The sequence below is a fragment of the Mycolicibacterium sp. 624 genome (genome assembly GCF_040548615.1).
Lineage (GTDB): Bacteria > Actinomycetota > Actinomycetes > Mycobacteriales > Mycobacteriaceae > Mycobacterium.
In genome coordinates, this window is record NZ_JBEPRZ010000006.1 from 253,667 (window position 1) to 269,794 (window position 16,128).

18 protein-coding genes are annotated in these 16,128 nt (G+C 65.2%); 7 read left to right on the forward strand and 11 right to left on the reverse strand.

What is annotated here, in order from left to right:
- Positions 1-6: 6 nt before the first annotated feature.
- Together ABIA65_RS23590 and ABIA65_RS23595 are read right to left on the reverse strand one after the other, a co-directional pair.
- Positions 7-543, reverse strand: a complete 537-nt coding sequence (locus ABIA65_RS23590; protein WP_354525064.1) for a hypothetical protein — start codon at positions 541-543, stop codon at positions 7-9.
- 62 nt (positions 544-605) lie between these two features.
- Positions 606-1,205, reverse strand: coding sequence for a nucleoside deaminase (locus tag ABIA65_RS23595; RefSeq protein ID WP_241399602.1), 600 nt, complete (start codon positions 1,203-1,205; stop codon positions 606-608).
- A gap of 118 nt (positions 1,206-1,323) precedes the next feature.
- Here ABIA65_RS23595 and ABIA65_RS23600 point away from each other — a divergent pair, with 118 nt between their 5' ends.
- Positions 1,324-1,944 (forward strand): TetR/AcrR family transcriptional regulator, encoded by a 621-nt coding sequence (locus ABIA65_RS23600; RefSeq protein ID WP_241399601.1) that lies wholly within the window; start codon positions 1,324-1,326, stop codon positions 1,942-1,944.
- A 33-nt stretch (positions 1,945-1,977) separates the two neighbouring features.
- Here the strand turns inward: ABIA65_RS23600 and ABIA65_RS23605 are convergent, their stop codons facing one another.
- From ABIA65_RS23605 to ABIA65_RS23640, 8 genes are all read right to left on the reverse strand, one after another.
- Entirely contained in the window at positions 1,978-3,384 is a 1,407-nt protein-coding gene (locus ABIA65_RS23605) for an acyl-CoA synthetase (protein ID WP_354525065.1), read from the reverse strand.
- Positions 3,385-3,436: 52 nt separating this feature from the next.
- Positions 3,437-4,786: an SLC13 family permease gene (locus tag ABIA65_RS23610; protein WP_241399599.1), complete on the reverse strand. Its 1,350-nt coding sequence runs from the start codon at positions 4,784-4,786 to the stop codon at positions 3,437-3,439.
- A gap of 60 nt (positions 4,787-4,846) precedes the next feature.
- Positions 4,847-5,644, reverse strand: coding sequence for an enoyl-CoA hydratase-related protein (locus tag ABIA65_RS23615; RefSeq protein ID WP_241399598.1), 798 nt, complete (start codon positions 5,642-5,644; stop codon positions 4,847-4,849).
- A complete protein-coding gene (locus tag ABIA65_RS23620) occupies positions 5,637-6,863 on the reverse strand; it encodes a CaiB/BaiF CoA transferase family protein (RefSeq protein ID WP_241399597.1) in 1,227 nt (408 codons plus the stop codon). Before ABIA65_RS23620 ends, ABIA65_RS23615 begins: the two co-directional genes overlap by 8 nt.
- A gap of 62 nt (positions 6,864-6,925) precedes the next feature.
- Positions 6,926-8,143, reverse strand: a complete 1,218-nt coding sequence (locus tag ABIA65_RS23625) for an acetyl-CoA C-acetyltransferase (RefSeq protein WP_241405722.1) — start codon at positions 8,141-8,143, stop codon at positions 6,926-6,928.
- A gap of 44 nt (positions 8,144-8,187) precedes the next feature.
- Positions 8,188-8,946: an SDR family oxidoreductase gene (locus ABIA65_RS23630; protein ID WP_241399596.1), complete on the reverse strand. Its 759-nt coding sequence runs from the start codon at positions 8,944-8,946 to the stop codon at positions 8,188-8,190.
- Entirely contained in the window at positions 8,943-9,389 is a 447-nt protein-coding gene (locus tag ABIA65_RS23635) for a MaoC family dehydratase (protein ID WP_241399595.1), read from the reverse strand. Before ABIA65_RS23635 ends, ABIA65_RS23630 begins: the two co-directional genes overlap by 4 nt.
- A 79-nt stretch (positions 9,390-9,468) precedes the next feature.
- Positions 9,469-9,858, reverse strand: a complete 390-nt coding sequence (locus ABIA65_RS23640) for an acyl-CoA thioesterase (protein WP_354525066.1) — start codon at positions 9,856-9,858, stop codon at positions 9,469-9,471.
- Positions 9,859-10,177: 319 nt separating this feature from the next.
- On the opposite strand from ABIA65_RS23640, the gene dapA reads away from it, so the two are divergent.
- The 4 genes from dapA (at position 10,178) to ABIA65_RS23660 (ending at position 14,074) form a co-directional block, all read left to right on the forward strand.
- Positions 10,178-11,026 carry a 4-hydroxy-tetrahydrodipicolinate synthase gene (gene dapA, locus ABIA65_RS23645; protein ID WP_354525213.1) on the forward strand — a complete coding sequence of 283 codons (849 nt, stop codon included), beginning with the start codon at positions 10,178-10,180 and terminating at the stop codon, positions 11,024-11,026.
- Positions 11,023-12,711: a ribonuclease J gene (locus tag ABIA65_RS23650; RefSeq protein WP_354525067.1), complete on the forward strand. Its 1,689-nt coding sequence runs from the start codon at positions 11,023-11,025 to the stop codon at positions 12,709-12,711. Before dapA ends, ABIA65_RS23650 begins: the two co-directional genes overlap by 4 nt.
- 104 nt (positions 12,712-12,815) lie before the next feature.
- Positions 12,816-13,607, forward strand: coding sequence for a GntR family transcriptional regulator (locus tag ABIA65_RS23655; protein ID WP_354525068.1), 792 nt, complete (start codon positions 12,816-12,818; stop codon positions 13,605-13,607).
- Positions 13,604-14,074: a RidA family protein gene (locus ABIA65_RS23660; protein ID WP_241399592.1), complete on the forward strand. Its 471-nt coding sequence runs from the start codon at positions 13,604-13,606 to the stop codon at positions 14,072-14,074. Before ABIA65_RS23655 ends, ABIA65_RS23660 begins: the two co-directional genes overlap by 4 nt.
- Here the strand turns inward: ABIA65_RS23660 and ABIA65_RS23665 are convergent.
- Positions 14,049-14,675, reverse strand: coding sequence for an SRPBCC family protein (locus tag ABIA65_RS23665; protein ID WP_354525069.1), 627 nt, complete (start codon positions 14,673-14,675; stop codon positions 14,049-14,051). The genes ABIA65_RS23660 and ABIA65_RS23665 overlap by 26 nt on opposite strands.
- A 98-nt stretch (positions 14,676-14,773) precedes the next feature.
- Between ABIA65_RS23665 and ABIA65_RS23670 the strand changes: the two genes are divergently transcribed.
- Positions 14,774-15,772 (forward strand): LLM class flavin-dependent oxidoreductase, encoded by a 999-nt coding sequence (locus tag ABIA65_RS23670; RefSeq protein WP_354525070.1) that lies wholly within the window; start codon positions 14,774-14,776, stop codon positions 15,770-15,772.
- Positions 15,769-16,062: a hypothetical protein gene (locus tag ABIA65_RS23675; RefSeq protein ID WP_354525071.1), complete on the forward strand. Its 294-nt coding sequence runs from the start codon at positions 15,769-15,771 to the stop codon at positions 16,060-16,062. Before ABIA65_RS23670 ends, ABIA65_RS23675 begins: the two co-directional genes overlap by 4 nt.
- Positions 16,063-16,128: the final 66 nt, after the last annotated feature.

The following is a 16,128-nucleotide window of genomic DNA, read 5'->3' on the forward strand; positions in this document are numbered from 1 at the left end:
GATCACTCACGCGGCCGCGTTCGCTGCACTGATCGAGCCGCCGGTCGCACCTTGGCGAAGCCGCCGCGTCAGCACCGCCGTGAGAGTCCAATGCGCGATCCATGCCACGATCGCGAGCGCCCCGCCGATGAGCCCGACGGCGCCGGGCAGCAGCGACACGATCTGCGCCGCGGCCCAACTGATTCCCAACCGCCACCACCACGTCACCGTCAGCCGCGAGGTGCGGCCGTCGGCACGCAGTGAGGCCGCGATGTCGGTCACGATCTCGAAGTCCTCGACGAAGTTGAACGGGATCGCACACATCAGCCAAATCGACCTCGGGGTGCGCGCGCGGGCCGACGCGGGTATCGCCCCAAGCAACCGCTGCAGGCTCATGACGAACAACGCGACCAGACCGAAGAAGACGGCGATGGCCGCGGACCCCCAGACGATCCCCAAACCGGCGAACTCGCCGAGGACGCCCGCGCCCCATTGAGGCGCCCACAAGGGCTGGGTGAGGAGCGCGGTAACCGGAACTGTCAGAACGATCGTCCGACCACGCACGTCTTCCTCCTCGGCATGGATCTGTCGGTGGGGTGGACCTCAAGGCTGAACGGTCGGCGCGCTCAGCTCAGCGGAATGTCGTGCTCGCCCTTGGACTCCTGGTACCGATCCGACAGCGCCTGGTAGCGCTCCCGGATGTGCTGCGCGTGCGCGCGCAACTGGCCGCGTAGCGGCTCGGGTTCGGCGTCGGCGAGCGCGGTGATCGAGTACGCCGTCCAGAACGCGTTGACTCTGCGATAGCCGCCCGGGTCGAGCCCGAACAGTTCCTTGAGGATGACCAGATCGTGCGGGATGGCGAAGGCGTCCCGAGAGTCCTCGTGGCTGTAGAAGTAGTAGAAGTTGTCGAACCCGGCCCAGGTGATGGCGGACATGCACAACGTGCAGGGCTCGTGGGTGGTGACGAACAGCAGTTCCGTGGTCGGCGGCCGGTCCGGCAGTAGGTAGAACTGGTTGAGCGTGTTGACCTCTCCGTGCAGCAGCGGGTTCACGGTCTCGTCGTTAGTGCCCGCGAGCACCAGCGACAGATCGGACTTGCGCAGGATCGCCGCGCCGAACACCTTGTTTCCCTCGGAGACTCCGCGCTCTGTGAGCGGCAGGATGTCCTGATCGATCACGTCGAGCAGGCGCGAGGCGATGGCCGGAGTCGCCATCGAAGAAGTCATGCGCAACCCTACCGCCGCCCGTGCGCCGTCCTCTGGCAGCCATCGGGCGTGGTGATGATAGACCAAGTGCCCGTTGTATGCTGACTGGACGACATAAAACAACTGTCCGGGGGTTGCCATGCCGAAGATCGTCGACCACGAACAGCGCCGCGCCGACCTCGCCGACGCGGTTCTGCGCGTGATCGCGACGCGGGGTGACACCGCGGCGGTCACCAATAAGGACGTCGCGAAGGAAGCGGGTTGTTCGACAGGCCTTCTGGCGCACTACTTCAGCAACCAGCACGACCTGTTGATCGCCGCGCTGCGGCGGGCGGCCCATTTGCAGGGGAAGATCCTGAAGAGACTCGAATCTGAGCCTGCCGCAGACGAACTGCAACGCCTGCAGCGAGTTCTGGAGAGCGTCCTACCGCTCGATGACGAACGGCTGGCGTTGAATCGCATCTTTCTCTACTTCTATGCCGAGGCGGTCGCGGACGACGTGACACGACGCGAGGTCGCCGGCTATCTCGCGAATTGGCGCCGCACGGTCCGCAGGATGGTGGTGGACGCGCAAGCGACGGGCTCCCTCCCCGAGATCGATCCCGATCAACTGGCCGTGCACCTGGTCGGACTCTCGGATGGCGTTGCGCTGCATGCCATGCTGGATCCGGAGGTGTTGGCTCTGGTCAGCATCGACCCCGGATTGGTGCCCAGATGGCTCGCGGCGACCTGGCAGCTGAACCGAACCGCCACGGCGTAACCTGGGCCGCCGGTCCGCCGTTCGTGAAGGACGCTACAGCAAGCCCTCGAGCAACACCTTCTTCTGCACCTTGCCCATCGCATTGCGCGGCAGCGCGTCTACGACGCGGATCTCCCGCGGGCGCTTGTGAACCGAAAGTACCTGTGCGACATGGTCACTGATCGCGTCGCCTGCCCTGACGTCACCGACGAGATAGGCGACGATGCGCTGGCCGAGGTCGTCATCGGGCACACCCACCACCGCTGCCTCCCTAATTCCGGGGAACGACAAGAGGGCATGCTCGACCTCGCCGGCACCGATTCGGTAGCCCCCGGACTTGATCATGTCGACGGATGCGCGCCCCACGATGCGGTGGTAGCCCGCGGGATCGACGACCGCGATGTCGCCGGTACGGAACCAACCGTCCTCGGTCATCACTGATTCGGTCTTGAGCGGAGCATTCAGGTACTCGTCGAATAGGGTCGGACCCGAGACCTCCAACTCACCCAACGTCATACCATCCGATGGCACCAACTCGCCCGACTCCGCCCGCAGCCTCGTCTGTACGCCGCGAAGCGGTTCACCGACCCAGCCTGGCCGGCGGTCACCGTCGTGGCGGGTACTCACAGTGATGATGGTCTCGGTCATGCCGTAACGCTCGATCGGCGCGGATCCGGTGAGTGCCGTGAGTTCGGTGAAGGTCGGAACGGGCAGCGGTGCGCTACCGGAGATCAGCAACCGAGCGTTGCGGAGCTGGCGCGCTGTGGACGGATCGGCGCACACACGCGACCAGACCGTGGGAACACCAAAATACAGTGACCCGTTCGCGGCGGCGTATGACTGTGGTTTGGGCCGGACCGTATGAATGAGCGGTGAACCGATACGCAGTGCTCCGATCACGCCGAGGACCAAGCCGTGCACGTGAAAGAGCGGAAGGCCATGGACCAGGGTGTCGTCTTCGCTCCACTGCCAGGCGTCAGCCAGACCGTCCAGGCTCGACGCCAAGGCACTGCGGGACAGCACAGCGCCTTTCGGTGCACCGGTGGTCCCGGATGTGTAGATGATCAGCGCCGTCCGCGACGGATCGGCCTCGGGATAGGTGGTCGATGCGCGCGCGCCGACGTCCACCGACAGCGCCGGGATCGAGACGGCGGGCGTCTCATCGCCGATCCACAGCCGTGCCCCGGAATCGGACACGATGTGGTCCAGTTCGTGGTGGCCGGCATCCGGGGGGACCGGTACCGCCACGACATCGGCGAGTAGGCAGGCGACAACGGCGACAATGGTCGACAGGTTGGGCTTGGCGTCGATCGCGGCCACCTCAGCGCCCGCGATCCGGTCCGCGAACGCCGTCGCGGATCCGATCAGATCCTCGCGGGACAGTCCGACACCGCCGACTGTCACTGCGGCAGTGTCGGAGTCGGTCGCTCCAGTGAGCGAACGAAGCAGGGGAGAGGTCACTCTGTGTGCGCTTTCTATCGTGGCCAGTTGACACTGGCGGAGGCCGGGCGTTTCAGAAGTATCCGGGGACCAGCAGCAAGCCGCACGTGACAAGCGGCCCGATGACGGCCATCGACAGCCCCCAGCGCAGCAGCATCTTGAACACCCGGGTGTGCTCCTCGGGCGGGCTGCTGGCGACCATGATCGCGCCAGACGTCGAGAACGGCGAGGCATCCACGAGTGTCGCAGAGGCCCCAATCGCGATGATCAGACCGGCTGCGGAGAGATTGCCGGTGGCCACCATCGGCAGCGCGAGCGGAATCAGCGCTGGGAACAGGGCGGTAGTCGAGGCGAACGCCGATATCACTGCGGCGATCACGCATACGGCGAATGCGGCCACCAGCGCCGAGGGGATGCTCACCGCGACGTTGCCGAGGCTGTCGACCGCGCCCATTCGCTGAAGGATGCCGACATAGGTGACGACCCCTCCGACGAGCAGAATCGTGGACCAGTCGATATCGCCGATGGCCGGACGCGTCTCCTTGGGAAAGAGGAGAGCGATGACGATCCCGAGGGATAGTGCGACGGCGCCGATGTTCACCGCGTACCCGAGGGCCGGGGCGAGGACCACCACCACGATGAGAAGCGAGAGGGCCCCCATGGTGACGCGCTGGACCGCGGTGGAAGCGGATACCGTCCCCGGGGCCGTGTCCAGCCTGGTTTGAACAGCCACCGGGGCACTGCCGGATCCGCCGATGGAATGGGTGCTGGCGTCCGTCGGTCCTGGAACCGGAGGGGTTGACGCCGGCGCGTCGCCGGGTTCAATCGTGCGGTGGCGGCGGAACAAGAACTGTGCGCCTACCTGAAGTCCCACCACGACGGCCAACACGAAGGCGAACTGGGCAAAGGGATTGAGTTCAACGCCCGCCATCTCGCCGATGTTGACCGAGAGAACGCCGTAGAGGCTGGTCGGAGCGAAACAGCCGGCAAGAGACCCGTTGATCGCCCCTAGGCCCATGACGACTGGATCCCGCCCGTTCTGCTCGGCGAGCAGCATTGCGATGGGAATGACGATCATTGCGGCAAGGGGATTGCCCAGCGCAGCGATGGCCAACGCAAGGGCGAACATGACCCATGGCAGCAGGACCTTTCTGGTTCCAGTTCGGCGAACGGCCCAGTCCACCAGCCGATCGAGCGTTCCGTTGACACGTGCGATCGCTACGAGATAGGTGATTCCCAGCAGCAGGAGCATGAGATCCACGGGAAAGCCGGCCATGACCTCCTTGGTCGACTCCGCGCCAAGGGTCAAACCGACGCCGAGTGCCACCGCCAAGGCCAGCGCGCCGATGTGCACGCCTCGGAGTGTCGCCACCGCCAGCGTGACGAGCAATATCCCAATAGAGACTAATTGGACGGTGGTCATGACGGTGCCTCTCGGTCGCGCTGGGGATTCGAGTTGTGGGTCACAGTGATCGGGATGCTTCTATCGGCCGAGCCACTGGGCGGGACGCTTCTCGAGGAACGCTGCCGCGGCTTCGCCGGCATCGCGGGACAGGTAGCTCTGCACCACGAGGTCGTCATTCGTGGCGCCGGGTTCGCGCATCCGGGCCAAGGACAGTTTTGTGTAAGAAAGGGTTAGCGGTGCCAGGCCGGCCATTTCCTCCGCGACTGTGCGGGCCATTTCCCGAAGAGCCGCATGGGAATCGGCGATTGCGCTGAGGGCACCGGTCTGTGCCAGCTCGGCAGAGTTGAACAGCTTGGCGCGCATGATCATTGTCTTCGTCGCGGGAATGCCGACGAGATCGGTCATCCGCGAGAGGTTCCGAATCCCGAGGCAGTTTCCCACCGTTCGCGCGATGGGGAAGCCGAATAGGACATCGGGCCCGGCCAGCAGGACATCGCAGCAGGAGGCGATGAGGGCACCCTGGCCGATAACCGGCCCATCGAGTATCGCCACCGCTGGGACCCGCAGCCCCTCGATCGCGGCGAGGGTATGCTCGGCGTGTTCCTCGATCTCCTGCACGGATTCCGCAGAGTCGACACCCGAGAACGTCGAGAGGTCGGCGCCAGCCATGAACGACGCTCGTGAACCGGTGGCGCCCGAGAATGTGACGATGCGGATCGTCTCGTCGGAATTCGCGACGTCACATGCGCGGACGATGGCGGCCTCCATCTCCGGTGTCGCGGCATTGAGCCGTTCCGGCCGGTTGAAGGTCACATTGAGTATCGCGCCCTCTCGCGCGGTGAGGACCGGTTGCTGAGTCGATGGGGTGTCAGTCATTTCGCATGCTGCCAGAAACCGCGATGACACCGTTGGCGGACAGTTCGGCAATGTCGGCTGGGCTGTAGCCCAGTTCGTCCAAAGCCTCGGCAGTGTTCTGTCCCAATACAGGGCCTGCGCTGTGGCGCACCGCGGGTGTCTTCGACAGCCGCATAGGCGAACCGACTTGAAGGACCTTCCCGCCACTGGAATGCTCGGACTCCCAGAAGAAGTCCCGCGCCAGCAGGTGCTCGTCGGAGAAGACCTGGCTGTAGTCGTTGATAGGCGCAGCGGGGACGCCGGCCGCATCCAGGATCTGCAGCCAATGGGCCCGTGTGTTGCCCAGTGTCCGCGCCTCGATCAACTCGATCAACTCGACGCGGTTGTCCATCCGGGCGGTGTTGGTCGCGAACCGTTCATCATCAAGCATCCACTCGAACTCGAATGCCGCGCAGAACGCCAACCAGGTCTTCGGGGTGGCCGCGCCCAGGGTGAACCAGCCATCGGCGGCCCTGATCGCCTGATAGGGGGCAGCGGTCTGATGGGCGGATCCGCGTCGCATCGGGATTTCTCCAGATGCGTTGTACCGGGCGAACTCCCAGATCGCGTACGACACTCCAGACTCGAACAGTGAGACATCGATACGCTGGCCCTCGCCAGTCTGGTGCCTATGATTGACGGCGGCTAGTACCGCGATCGCGCCGTACATCGCACACCCGATGTCGCAGACCGGCACACCCACCTTGACCGGGTCGCCGTCGGGGGTGCCAGTGACGCTCATGAGTCCCGAGCGAGCCTGCGCCATGATGTCGAGTCCGGCATTCGCAGAGAGCGGTCCGTCCTGGCCCCAGCCAGATGCGGAGAGGTAGATCAAGCCGGCATTGTGCTCTGACAGAGTCTCGTAGTCGAGTCCGAGCCGCTTCATCGCTCCGGGACGGATGTTCTCGATGACGATGTCCGCGTGCCGCGCGAGCGTCATGAAGATCTCTCGCCCGCGTTCGGATTTGAGGTCGAGCGCGATCGAGCGCTTGTTGCGGTTGAGTGTGACGAACGCCGAACTCTCGCTGACGGCTTCGTTCATTGGTGCGAACCCCCGCACCACGTCTCCGTCGTGCGGGTCTTCGATCTTGGTGACCGTTGCGCCGAGGTCGGCCAACAGGGTGCCGCAGTACGGGCCGGCGATGTAATTACCGACTTCAAGGACCTTCAGTCCCTGCAGTGCGCTTGCGTTGGGCTGCATGTTCATCTCCAATAGGTCTTCTGTGTTCTGTTGCTCAGGCGTTTTCGCCTATCGCGCTGCGGTCAGCTGAGTCGCTCGATGATCATTGCCATGCCCTGTCCGCCGCCGACGCACATCGTCTCGACTCCGAATTGCCCGTCGTGGGTTTGCAGATTGTTGATGAGCGTTGCCGTGATTCGCGCGCCTGTCATGCCGAACGGATGCCCGAGCGCGATAGCGCCGCCGGAGACGTTCAGCTTGTCCTCGTCGATCGTGAGCTCCCGAGCGGATGCCAAAACCTGAACGGCGAAGGCCTCATTAATCTCGAACAGGTCGATGTCAGCCACCGTCATCCCGGCGCGCGTCAATGCCCGCCTAGTGGACTCGATCGGGCCGAGCCCCATAATCTCCGGAGACAGTCCAGAGACGCCGGTGGCCACGATGCGCGCCAGCGGCGTGAGTCCGAGTTCCCTGGCCTTGGCGTCGGACATCACGACCAGGGCCGCGGCGCCATCGTTGAGCGGGCAGGCATTCCCGGCGGTCACGGTGCCGTCGGGTCTGAACACTGGTTTGAGGCGACTGACCGCCTCGTAGGTGGTGCCGTGACGTGGGGAGTCGTCAGTGCGGACAAGGGTTCCGTCCGGAAGTGTCACCGGGCTGATTTCGCGATCGAAAAAGCCTTGCGCTGTGGCTGATTCAGCAAGATTCTGGGAGCGAACCGCCCACTGGTCCTGGTCCTCACGTGTGATCCCGGTGATCTGAGCGACGTTCTCGGCAGTCTGCCCCATGTCGATGTAGGGGTCGGGAAGGCGGCCAGCCTCTCGGGGGTCGGTCCAGCGTTCGCCGCCTTCCGCAAGTCTCCTGCTCCGCTCCTGCGCGGTGTCGAATAGTGGATTCTGGGTGTCTGGCAGCGAGTCCGATTCACCTTTGAAGTACCGCGATATCGTCTCGACGCCGGCAGAGATGAACACCTCGCCGTCTCCCGCCACGATGGCGTTCATTGCCATTCGCGTCGTCTGGAGTGACGATGCGCAATAGCGGGTAATCGTGGTGCCGGGCAGGAAGTCGTATCCCAGTTGAATCGCCACGTTGCGACCGATATTGAACCCCTGTTCTCCACCGGGGTTCCCGCAGCCCAGCATCAGGTCGTCGATGTCGCGCGGGTCGAGCGCGGGGATTCTGTCGAGGGCGGCCTTCACGATCTGTGCGGTGAGATCGTCGGGCCGGATGTCTCTCAGCGACCCTTTCACTGCACGGCCGATCGGTGAACGGGTAGCGGAAACTATGACCGCATCAGGCATATGGGAATCCTCGTCTCGTAATCGGATAGTCATTCGGGGGACCGTTAGAGATGCTGTTCGCCGCCAGTCACGTCGAGAAGCGCGGCGGTGACGTAGGAGGCCGCGTCGGACAGTAGGAATGTGATCGCCGATGCGATCTCTGACGGTTCGCCCAGGCGTCCAAGCGCGATGGATTCCATCCATCGCGCTTTGACGTGCTCAGGTACATCACCGATCATCGGGGTGTTGATCGCACCAGGAGCGACTGCGTTGCAACGGATTCCGTACTTTGCTTGCTCGACGGCGACTGCGTTGGTCAGCCCGACGACTCCGGCCTTCGCAGCGGAGTAGTTCGTTTGGCCGAAGGCCCCGTGCCGGTTCGACGACGAGATGTTGACGATGCTTCCGCCGCCACCGGTGCGCATGGCCGGAACCACCGACTTGCACCCGAGCCAGGATCCCCTGAGGTGGACGTCGATGACAGCGCTGAATTGGTCTTCCGCCATCGACAGCATCGATTTGTCGCGGGTGATGCCCGCATTGTTGACCAGCCCGTAGATCGTTCCGAATTCGGCTACCTGCTGGCACAGAGCCGACCAGGAGTCCGCGCGGGTTACGTCGTGTTCCACGGCGCAGGCCGAGGCGCCGCGCGAATCATTGAGGTCGGCGGCCAGTGCTTTGATACTCGCGTAATCGGTGTCGGCCAGGACCACGCGCCTGCCCTCGCTGTGTAGCAGTTGGACGGTGGCCCTGCCGATGCCGGATCCGGCCCCGGTCACGACGTAGACCCTGTCGTTCTCGGACGTTGCCACGGCGGCGTTCACGCTTGCCCTCTTCCCACGAGATAGATGTCTGTTCCCTGCTGCACCGTCATGCCGTCCTGATTGGTGACCGCAACGTCGAATGTGGCGATTCCCGACCGGGGGCGAGATGAGCTGCAACGCAGGTCGGCGACGGTCTGAATGACCTTCACGGTGTCTCCGGGGTAGGTCGGCGCCGCCATTTTGCGTGTCGTTTCCAAATAGGCGTGGATCTCGAGTTCGTCCAGCTCGGGCGTGGCCAGGCCGCTCGAGACCGACAGGATGAGGAGACCGTGCGCGATACGCCCGGAGAATCCGGTGTTCTCGCGAACCCACATCTCGTCGGTGTGAAGCGGGTTGAAATCACCTGAGATACCGGCGAAGGCGACGATGTCGCTCTCCGTGATCGTTCGGCCTCGAGACACATACTTGGTGCCGATCTCGAGATCGTCAAAGAACAGCGGCATGGATTGCTTTCTGATCGAAACGTCTCCGAATGTCTGGATTCGAAGACAGGCATGGGCGATGTCGGTGAGAACGTGGCGGTCAGCTCTGCGGGTCGTGCGACCGTTCAATGCGCTGTCGCTCGTCTGACGTCAATGGACGCGGCGTGCGGGTGACGCGATCCCACAGAACGATGGTGGTCATCGCTTCGGCGATGAGTGCACCACTGGCACGGGACTTGACCGACTCGGCGAGAGTCAGGCTGGTGTTGCCCACGCGATGTACGCAGAAGGTCACTACGACGGCGTCGTCGTCTTTGCGGAGTTCCGAACGGTAATCCAACTCGACCCTAGCGATGACATACGAGTCGGGCACTTCAGGCCGTAGTGCTTCCGAAATCCATTGTGTCCGTGCCTCATCCAGCAATGTCAGCATCGCAGCGTGATACACGTGCCCTTGGTGGTCCAGATCCCTCCAGCGGAGCGGGACCACGCACTCGGATCGGGGGTCCGTCTGGTCGGTGTTGATTTCAGATCATCCTTCAGTATTTTGACTGGCCAATATGCAAAAAAATAGCGGACCGTTTCGTGCGTGTCAACCGTCACAGTCCGGCCAGGTTGTGGTCACGCCGCGAGACGCTGGTCGCACTGGACATACGTGGGAGGCGGGCCCGGTCGGCTGTCGCGTCCCACCGAACTCGATTGAGCACCGCCCGCCCTGCCAAACGTGATGGACCGAGCGGGTAACCTTGACACCCGTGACCGCCAGTGGATTCGACGTCAGCGCACGTCTGGGCACCGTGCTGACTGCCATGGTGACCCCGTTCGGCCCGGACGGCTCCCTTGATCTGGCCGTGGCCAAAAAGGTAGCCACACACCTGGTGGACGCCGGGTGTGACGGCCTGGTGGTCTCCGGCACCACAGGTGAGTCGCCCACCACCTCAGACGACGAGAAGATCGCCCTGCTCGGCACGGTGTTGGAGGCCGTCGGCGACCGCGCCCGCATCATTGCCGGGGCCGGCTCCTACGACACCGCGCACAGCGTGCACCTGGCCAAGCGGTGCGAGGCCGAGGGCGCGCACGGCCTGCTCGTGGTGACGCCCTACTACTCACGGCCGCCGCAGGCGGGCCTGATGGCGCACTTCACCGCGGTTGCCGATGCGACCGCCCTGCCCAACGTGCTCTACGACATCCCGCCGCGCTCGGCGATCCCGATCGAGTGGGACACCATTCGATCGCTGGCAGCGCACCCGAACATCGCCGCCATCAAGGACGCCAAGGGTGATCTGCACGGCAGCGCGATGATCATGGCGGAGACCGGAATCGCGTACTACTCGGGCGATGACTCGCTGAACCTGCCATGGCTGGCGATGGGTGCGACGGGCTTCATCAGCGTGTGGGGTCACTTCGCGGCGAGCCAGTTGCGGGACATGTACTCCGCCTTCAACTCCGGTGACATCGCCACCGCACGCAAGATCCACGTCACGCTTGGCCCGCTCAACAACGCCCAGCACAGACTCGGGGGCGTCACGATGAGCAAGGCGGGGCTGCGATTGCTGGGCGTCGAGGTGGGGGACCCCCGCCTGCCGCAGGTCCCGGCCACCGCGCAGCAGCTCGAGGAGTTGGCCGCCGACATGCGCGCGGCCACGGTACTCACGTGAGCAGCCCCGGCGCACCGCTGATTCCGCCGAAGCCACTGGCGCCGGGTGGCCTCCGTATCACCGCGCTCGGTGGAATCGGCGAAATCGGCCGTAACATGACCGTTTTCGAACATCTCGGCAGGCTGCTCATCATCGACTGCGGGGTGTTGTTCCCCAATCACGATGAGCCCGGCGTCGACCTGATCCTGCCCGATATCCGGCACGTGGAGGACCGGCTCGACGAGATCGAGGCCGTCGTCATCACGCATGCCCACGAGGACCACATCGGGGCCATCCCACATCTGCTCAAGCTGCGGCGCGACATCCCGATCGTCGGCTCCAAGTTCACCCTGGCGCTCATCGCCGAGAAGTGTCGCGAGCATCGGATCAAACCGGTGATGGTCGAGGTCGCCGAGGGTCAGCGCAGCACGCACGGCGTCTTCGAGTGCCAGTACTTCGCGGTGAACCACTCGATCCCCGGCTGTCTGGCGGTTGCCCTTCGCACCGGGGCGGGGACGGTCCTGGCCACCGGTGACATCAAGCTCGACCAGATGCCCCTCGACGGCAGGCCCACCGACCTGCCCGGCATGTCCCGCCTCGGCGACGACGGCGTCGACCTGTTCCTCTGCGACTCGACCAACGCCGAGCATCCGGGCGTGAGCCCGTCCGAAAGTGAGATCGGGCCCACCCTGCACCGGCTGATCCGCGGCGCCGACGGTCGGGTGATCGTGGCGTGCTTCGCGTCCAATGTCGACCGGGTGCAGCAGATCATCGACGCCGGCGTGGCGCTGGGCCGGAAGGTCTCATTCGTGGGGCGTTCGATGGTGCGCAACATGGGCATCGCGCGAGAACTCGGGTTCCTCACCGTGTCCGATGATGACGTGATCGACATCGGTGCAGCCGAGGAGATGCCGGCCGATCGGGTCGTGCTGATCACCACCGGTACCCAGGGTGAGCCGATGGCGGCCCTGTCACGCATGTCGCGCGGCGAGCACCGCAGCATCACGTTGACCGCGGGCGACCTGATCATCCTGTCGTCGTCGCTGATCCCCGGCAACGAGGAGGCCGTGTACGGGGTCATCGACTCCCTGGCCAAGATCGGCGCGCGTGTGGTCACCAATGCTCAAGCGCGCGTGCACGTCACGGGCCATGCGTACGCGGGTGAACTGATGTTCCTCTACAACGGCGTGCGGCCGAGCAGCGTCATGCCGGTGCACGGCACCTGGCGCCACCTGCGGGCCAACGCCAAGCTGGCCGTACTCAGCGGGGTGCCTGAGAAGAACGTCATGCTGGCCGAGAACGGCGTCAGCGTCGACCTTGTCAACGGCGCCGTCTCGATCGCGGGCGCGGTGCCGGTGGGCAAGATGTTCGTCGACGGTCTGGTCACCGGGGACGTCGGGGAGTCCACGCTGGGTGAACGGCTCACGCTGTCATCGGGTTTCATCGCCATCACCCTCGCCCTGCGCCGGGGTACCGGCAAGCCCGCGGGCCCGCCGCACCTGCACTCACGCGGTTTCTCCGAGGACCCCAAGGCGCTCGAACCCGCCGTGCGCAAGGTGGAGGAGGCCCTCGAGAGTCTGGCAGCCGAGAAGGTCACCGACCCGACCCGCATCGCTCAGGCCGTTCGCCGCGCCGTCGGCAAGTGGGTGGGGGAGACCTATCGCAGGCAGCCGATGATCGTGCCGACGATCCTCGAGGTCGACTGACCCCACTCCTGACCTCGCCACGGCCACGAAACGCCGAGCGAGGGGTTGACCCATCGCCATGCTGATCGCATAGAGTATCCAATATCAGCTGAAAGCGAGGGCCGATGCCACCGCGCACCGACACCAAGCGCTCGAACGCCAAGAGCGCAGCCAAGGGCACACACTCCGGTGACGCCGTCCGTGGTCAGCGATCGGACTTTGTCCGGCCAAAGACCGCGCAACAGGCCGTCGCCGAGGCGCTTCGCCATGACATCACCACGGGAAAGCTCGCGCCCGGCAGCTGGATCGTCCAGGAGAGCCTCGCCGAGCAGTTCGGCATGTCGCGCATCCCCGTGCGCGAGGCGCTCAAGACGCTGGAGGCCGAGGAGTACATCACCTACGTGCCGCACAGCGGCTACCGGGTGGCCAAGTTGAGCCTCGACGATCTGGTCGAGGTGTTCAAGCTGCGGGCGATCCTGGAGGAGGCCCTGATTCGCGATGCGATGCCGGGTGTCACCGACGCGATCGTCGACGAGATGCGCAGCTGCAATGCCGGTATGGAGGCGTCGACCGCGGCGGGTGACCTGATCGCCGTCGGTGTCGCCAACCGGCGGTTCCACTTCCTGACGTTCCAGGAGAGCGGAATGGCGCGCACCAAGCGCATCGTCACGCAACTGTGGAACACGGCCGACGCGTACCGTCCGCTCTACGCGCCGCTGCTCGACATGTCGAAGGTCGCGAGCGAGCACGTCGTGATGATCGACGCGATGGCCGACCGCGACGTCGAGCGCATGGTGGCCCTCAACCACGAACACCGTTCGCATGCCATCGAACCCATCCATCGCATCCTCGGCGCGGAAGCCGCGGAAGCCGCGGAAGCCGCGGAGGCCGCGGAGGCCGCGGAAGCGCAGCAGTGACGGCCACCGTCCGGCTCCAGGAGCTGGGCCTGGTGATCCCCGCTCCCGCGCCGCCGAAGGGCGCGTACTACCCGAGCCGCCGGTGCGGCGATCAGCTGTGGGTGTCAGGTGCCACGGCACGACGCGACGGGATGCCTGCACTGCGCGGCGTCGTCGGCGCCGACGTGACCGTAGACGTGGCTCGCGAGCAGGCGCGACTGGCCGCACTCAATCTGCTCGGTGCCATCGACGCCGCGATCGGCATCGACTCGGTGGGCGCCGTCGTCGCGTTGCGCGGGTACGTCCGTGCGGTGCCGGACTTCGACACCCACCCGGCTGTGATTGACGGAGCGTCACGTCTGTTTCTCGACGTGTTCGGCGAGGACGTCGGCGCGCATGCCCGCACGGCCATCGGGGTGGCCTCGCTGCCAGGTGGGGCGTGTGTGGAACTGGACCTGGTGGTCAGCCTCGCCGAGGCGGGCAGCTGAGACGATCCACCGACCGCCCTATCGCCAAGCCGAGCGCAACGCCGGCAAGTGCGGTGAGCGCCAACGTCATCCGGTCGGATATGGGGTAGTCCGATGCCGACGTGACCGACGCCGGGGCCACGGGTTTTCCGGTCCTGCCCGCGGGCACGGGTGTTTCGTCACCGGCGATCACGGCGTTGAGACGCGCGACGAACTGCCCGATGATCCGGTTGCTCACCTGGGTGATGACGCCCGTCCCGAACTGTGCGATGCGGCCGCTGAGTTCCAGATCGGTGGTCACGGTGACGATCGAGCGGCCCGCGTCGTCACGTGCGACCATGCGCACCGTGGCCTCGGTCGATCCGTTGCCCTTTCGGTCGCGCGCATTGCCGCGGACGACCATCTGCCTGGCCTCGTCGTCGCGACTGAGCAGAGTCGCCATGCCCGCCAACGTCATTCCCACGGGGCCGACCTTGATGGCGACGTGAGCGTGATAGTCGTTGCCGTCGACGCGGTCGAGTTCGGCACCGGGGATGCACTCGACGACCTTGGGGATGTCGGTCAGGACCGACCAGGCGACGTCCAGCGGTGCATCGACCGAGAACTCGTTGACGAGTCGCATTGTCTGCCTCCCGTTTTGTGGCTAGCGGTTGTGGAACCCGAACCCATCCACCTACGATTGGATACGATATACAACGTTAGCCTACGGAGGTTCCTCGCATGCTGAGCAAGGGTGTCGGATTGTTTCCCACCGAGCCGACGGGCGTGATGTGTGATTACGTCCGGCTGTGCGAGGACCTGGGGTACGACAATGTGTGGTTCGGTGACTCGCAGAACATCTGGCGCGAGTCCTCGACGGTGATGGGCGCTGCCGCCGTCGGCACCGAGCGGATCGTCTTCGGCACGGGCGTGACGAATGCGGTCACCCGGCATCCGTCGCTGCTGGCGTCGACGTGGGCGACGCTGGCCGAGTTCACCGGTGGTCGGGTTGCCCTCGGCATCGGGACGGGCGACTCCTCGCTGCGGACGATGGGCCTCAAGCCCCAAAAGCTGGCCGAACTGGAACAGTCGATCAACGACCTGCGCACGCTGTTCCGCGGCGAGAAGGTCGCCGAGGCCACCAGCGGCGCCGAGTATCACCTGAACTACCTGAGTGCCCCCACGGACATCCCGATCTACATCGCGGCCTCCGCGCCCAAGATCCTGGAGATGTCCGGGCGGATCGCCGACGGCGTGATCGTGTTGGTCGGTACCGCGCCCCGGTTCATCGAGGCGGCGCTGCAGACCATCGAGAAGGGCGCGGCGCAGAGCGGTCGCACGCTGGACGACCTGCACATCGTGCTGTGGACGCCGACGGCGATCGGAGATGACAGCACCGAGGCGCGCGATCTAGTCCGGGCGCACGTCTCACGCGTCGCCATCCGGCCCCTGCCGGCACGTGTGGATCCCGCGTTGGAGAAGGTCATTGACCGCATTCGCGACGAGTACAACTACTACGAGCACATGAACACCGAGGCCGCGCACGCCGATCTGGTTCCGGACGAACTCGTCGATCTGTTCGCACTGGCGGGGACCCGGGATGAGTGCGCGCAACGTCTGAAGGAGATCGAGGCGCTGGGCGTCGATCAGGTGTCGATCGTCCCGTTCGTGCGCCCCGGGCAGAGTCGCGAGGGAACGATCCGGGCCTTCGCCGAAATTGTCGATGGTTCTCGGGCATGACGGCTCCGGGCGCGGCTGATCTGGGCGGGTATCCCGCCCCGGGTAGTGCCACGCCTGGAGCTCCGCCACCATTGAAGCGCGCCTTGACGCCGGCTGACGGTGTGCCGGCGGCGTCCGTCAGTGGGGAGGCGGTCATCGAGCCGTCGGTGCCGCGAGCGCACTCGGGCGCCGCATCTGTCAGGGCGGTACCGTCGCGAGCTGGGTCGCGCCTCGTCGCGGCGGCGGCGATGTTCGGCGTGGCGGCCGGGCTGGAGATTGCCGGCGTGTTGTCGCAGTCACGGCACCGCTAAATGTTGACGTAGATCACAGCGGTTCGTATAGTGTATCCAATATTCAACGACCTGCGGAGGCTTCCC